The sequence below is a fragment of the Hymenobacter rubripertinctus genome, from assembly GCF_003583925.1.
Classification (GTDB): Bacteria; Bacteroidota; Bacteroidia; order Cytophagales; family Hymenobacteraceae; genus Hymenobacter; species Hymenobacter rubripertinctus.
In genome coordinates, this window is the sequence record NZ_QYCN01000078.1 from 1 (window position 1) to 5041 (window position 5041).

Sequence of the window (5041 nt, forward strand, 5' to 3'; positions counted from 1 at the left end):
TTGTGGGTGCCTTTTTTGACAATCGCCTGCAAGTTGGCGGCATCGGCGGGCGGTAGGACAACGGGTTTAGCGGGGCGAGGCATCAGCAAAAAACAGAAGGTGTCTACCCCTAACTGTTACAGACGAAATTAAGTTGACAGACCACTAGTGGAAGCAGGCATAGCGAGGAAGTATAAAAGGTTAGCGGATTATTCGTCATTGAGCGTAAGGGCGGGTCCTACGCGGAGTTCGTAGCCATACGTGGTGGGCTTTCCCCAGTCGAGCCACTCCTGCCAAAAGTGGGGCTGCGTTTGGAATAGTTGATTGAGTTGTGTTCCAACAGGTAAAGTACGCTGGACTTGGCCTTGCTGCAGGTGCAGGCTTGCCAGGGGTGGGAGAGCGGGGGGCAGTGTGTCGCAGGGTAAGCAGAACTGCGTCGCCAGCAAGTGTTCGCCACCGGGAACCAGCTTATAGATAATTACGCCCGTCTCACGGTTCACAGCGGCTGCATGCAGTTTCCCGGCTGTGTCGCGCCAGGTTGGGGAGGCCGTCACGTGAACATCATGCACCCAGTACCAGCGGCCTCGGTGCCAAACCAATCGGTCGAGTGGGTATTCACGGTAACGTTGACCCTCGTAGCGCTGAAGCAATGAGTCGCTTGTCTGTACCTGGCGATTTCGGGATACATCGGCCGGGTCTACTAGCGATGAGTCCAAACAATAGCCTACACTCAACAGCAACGTATCAACGGTAGAGTTGATGATGTGCCATTCCACCCTATTCTGGGGATGAATTGGAGGAGAGCAAGCAGTCAGGCGAACAGCGACACCAACCAACAGACAAGCCATTAAAAGCTTATACATACGTATAAAGCTCATCGGTAACGAACAGCCAAACTTCTACGTCGCGAACCCACAGTTGCAGCCGCACGTCTACTTGACCAGTGCGCCGCCCGGCTGGGATGACACAACTCAATTGCGAAGCGCTCTCAACGCGCAGGTCGGTAACCGGTGCTCCGTCCACGATAATCTCCATATAAACGTGCCGGAATGGTTTTCGCAAGCGTTGCGAATAAGCCGTATAAGTGTCCACTAGGTTACTACCTTTAAACGTGGCGCGGTTGCCGCCGGCCAGTGGACCTGATCGGCGGTCGGCGGCCGCAGTGCTTAATGTTGGCAGGCCATAATAAAGCGTGTCGCTGGGCGAAGTTGGAAAGCTCATATTCCAGAGCAACATCCGGGCCCGGATACCGCTCCATGGCAAGTCGCTAATTGTTTGTTGGCTGACGCGCGTGGCGAGGTCCCTCAAAAAGGCTGAGGTCGATTGTTGACCCGACGATAGTGTGGCTAATGACTTAATTGGTTCCCAAAACAAAGCTTTAAAACGGCGGCTGATGGCTGGCTGGTTGGCCGCCGTCATCCAGCTATTCGTGCGTCGAGGGTCGCCGGTCGGATCGGGCTTAATGTAGCGGGGTTGCAATGGGTCGGTAACTAAATCCGCTCCCCCCACAACAAAGTCCCAAAACAATGAAACTAGCATGGCGGCAAAAGCCCCCTCCGAATACTGGCCTCGGTTTATGCGCGACGGCTGCTGGGTTTGCGGCAGTAGCCAGCGGTCAGGGTCTAACTCGCGCCATTTTAAGTTTGGATCTTCGATCTTAGAGGTCGTATACAGCCAGTTCAACTCATCTCCCCAAAAGCCTAGTCTATCTATGTAACGTGTGACCTTGGTATGAGTGCCATCATGTACGTCACCTCTCGACAATTCTTCAATGGGAGGCTGCGAGATGGCCGTGATGTCTGCCTGATTTAAGCAAATATCCTTCGGCCAGCCACAGAATATACCACCCATGGCCTCGGCCCAACCCTCGGTCAGGCCCAGAAACGAACTACTGAGCAGCGACTCGTTATGATACCAACCAGTTCCGAATACCTGGTTAGCAAAGCGGTGGATGATAGTGCTACTCGAGAAGCCAGCTCCCTGATACATCACCTGATGCGACGACTCATGGATTATCAAGTTTCGGTTGCGCTCGTTTTCTTTAGCCGACAGATAGATACTATGCAGTGGGTAAGAAAGGGGCACTTGGTCCAAAAATGGCAGATTGGCTATCGGCTCCAGCGGGCCACCGGGTGACAAGCCGCTGGATAAGATGTGAAATAGCTTCAGGTCTAGCTCCGTGCCTGGGTAGTCTCCGTCTGTTAAGTAATGCATCACCACGGCTAGCTCGCGCGAGTAATTGAGCAAGGCTAACGCCTGATTAGCATACTCGCTATCGATTCGAATGCGGCCGTCGACGGGGTTAGTGTTAATGACATGTACATTGCGCAACGAGGTGTGGCTTACCTGTGGCACGACGGGTGGGGAGCTATTATTGGCTGAAAGCCAATGCTCAGCGATAAAGATAGGGGGCGAGGGGTTGGGGTTATCGTTAAAAATTTGATCGTTGGGACGTTGTGCTACTGAAATAACACGGGTCCGCTTCATATTAATATTAGGATTGTTCAACTCCATTGTTACATCGAACTGGATAGTATCGCCAGGTCGGATAGCAAAAGAGAGCCCGTAAATGGCCGAGCTGGCGTCTACTACAACATGAGGGATCCGCACGCCGGCCCCGGAGGGGGTTACTCCCGTGCTGGTGACAAGGGCGACCGGTATGTCGGTGGGCAGACGGCCCTCCTCAGTGCCTATCGAATTCTTATTCGGGTTAGGCATGGCAAAGCTGAAGTCAAAGATGTAATCAACGCCAACGTTGAACCAAAGTGGTGTAATGGGATTTCCAAGCTGAAAACCTTTAAAGCCAACTAAGCAACCACGGGTACGGCCGTCGGCGGCCAGCCAATAGCGAGTCTTGTCAAGAGCGGTGGCCCAGATAGTCGGCATCTGGATGGGTGGGTTCTTACCCGTAGCTGTCAGGTCGGTGGTAGGGGCCTCAATAACGAAGTAAAAATCGGCGTTGCCCGTAACCTGCGCTGGTGTCAATTCGAAATAAGCGATACCGTTGAAGTTGGTCTGGGCTGAGGCCACGGGTGGACCAGGAGCGTTGTAGTCGTAGAGTCGTACCCAGCTATTCCCATTCACACGAAAATACGAGGCGTAATGCGGGTCGGGCTGCTGAGTGGTAGGGTTAAGCGAATCGGCCGTAGTGATGTTGGACACTTGAAAGCCGATATAAAACTTCGCTCCCCGCTGGTAGGTACTACTAGCGGTTAGCAACGGATGATATAGCCACACGTCGGATTGCGCAATTTCGGGCAGGTAGCGGATGAAGTACAGCGGCGAGACAGGTAGCACTTCGTTGACACCGTTTACCACCGAGCCCTCGTAGGCTTTGAAAATCAATGGGTAGGCGCTAGTGTTATTGGCATCCACCTGCACTTGTCCCAAAGCCTCGCCGCCATCTACCTCCACACTTCGCTGTCCGGCCATGACGGCGGCCACGTATGCAGCCTGCTTAACAGCGGTTGTCTGCTGAGAGGCGTTAGAACCCTGACTATCTTTCCAATAGCTGTCCACCACCTTGGGGTTGAGGACCGCGACTTTGGCTGTAACTACGGCCTGAAATGAAGCCGCGTCCAAGCCCTCGTACACAAAGTACGTAATACCGGGCAGTCCCTCAGGTTGCTGCAGGGCTAAGTCCTGGGATGCTTGGGGCAAGAGCTGCAACTCTATGAAGGCATGAGTGGCTACTGTCCCTGAAGGCAGCGCTTGACCTGCTGCTTGCCACCGGACCGTTCCACGTCCACAAGCGTATACCGTCTTATTAGCATCCTGATCCAGCACAAACTGCAACTCTGTGCCCCCATTATCATAGGCACTTACGGACCCTTGCAAGTCAGCATAGTACGCTTGTGCCTCTGCGGCAGTTGGTGCCGGCGCGATAAGCGGCATGCTAATGGTCTGCGTAACAGGCGGAAGCGGAGCGAGCATAGAGATTGTGAGTAACCTTATTATGAATTATTAAATTTTCCTTTGATGATATCTAATGCAATCCCTCCAGCAGCAGCGGCAGGAACCGTTTATCAAACTTGGGGGCCTTAAGCAGCTTGCGGCGAAAGGCCGGCTGCCCGAGCCAGTTGGTCATCGACGCGCGCAGGGGGTCGAACACGTTGACCAGCAGGCAGTAGAAGCCGGTGTGCAGGTCGGTGGCGTCGAAGACCAACTCCAGGATGGGCGTTTGCTGGAGCGTGGCCCGGGCCACCCAGATGTATTTGGGCAGCGAGCTGACCAGGATGCGGCGCAGCGGCTCGCCGCTAACCGGTCGTAAGTAACGTAATTCTTCCTTGTACTTATTGCTGTAGTCCAAATAAATATCCCACACGATGTCGGCCCGCTCCTGGATGGTGTCGGTGAAGATTTGCTCGAACAGGCCCACCTGCCGGTACACCTGCTCGTAGGTGATGCGGATGTCGGCAGCCAGGGGCACGAAGAGGCTGAAGAGCGACGCTTCGCGGTGCTGCTGCCAGCGCCCTTCGGCCGTTTGCCAGTCGGCATCGGCGGGCCAGGGCGTGCGCAGGCGGCCCTGCTCGGTGAAGCCGTAGCGGGCGAAGGGGCCCATCTGATCGTCGTGGGCGTAGAGGCGGTCAAGCGCGTCGGAGGCCAGCGAGATATCGGGCGTGGGCAGGGCCGTGGCGGGGGCCAGGCGGTAGCCGGTGATGGTGACCAGGTGACCCAGGTCGGGGTTTTCGTCGAGCAGCAGGAACAGCAGCACCGGCAGGCCCAGGCGCAGGTAGGCGTAGAGGAAGCCCTTGGCCCCGCGTAGCTGCTGCTGCATGCGGGCGGTGGCCGAGTCGCCGGGCGGCAGCAGGCCCCACTCGTGGCCCTGGCGGTAGGTGCGCAGCTCGGCCACCAGCCCCACGGCCTCGATGGCCTCGCCGATCTGGGTCTGATCGAGGCCGGCGCTGGGGAAAGTGCGGCCGTGGCGGTAGAACAGGTTGCGGGTGGTGGCCGTGATGTGGTAGGGCGAGGGCAGGGCTGTCTGGAACAGGGCCGCCGTTTTGTGGAAGGCCATCCACAGGGCCGTGGTGGCGCAGGCACTCACGTTGTTGTCCTGCTCCTG

General features: G+C 56.2%; 2 protein-coding genes. Both read right to left on the reverse strand.

The window, feature by feature from the left end; all coding sequences use genetic code 11:
- Positions 1–834: 834 nt before the first annotated feature.
- A complete protein-coding gene (locus tag D0T11_RS21430) occupies positions 835–3639 on the reverse strand; it encodes a hypothetical protein (RefSeq protein WP_147374784.1) in 2805 nt (934 codons plus the stop codon).
- A 325-nt stretch (positions 3640–3964) separates the two neighbouring features.
- On the reverse strand, positions 3965–5041 hold a 1077-nt coding region (locus D0T11_RS22785), incomplete at its 5' end, for a hypothetical protein (protein WP_182888558.1).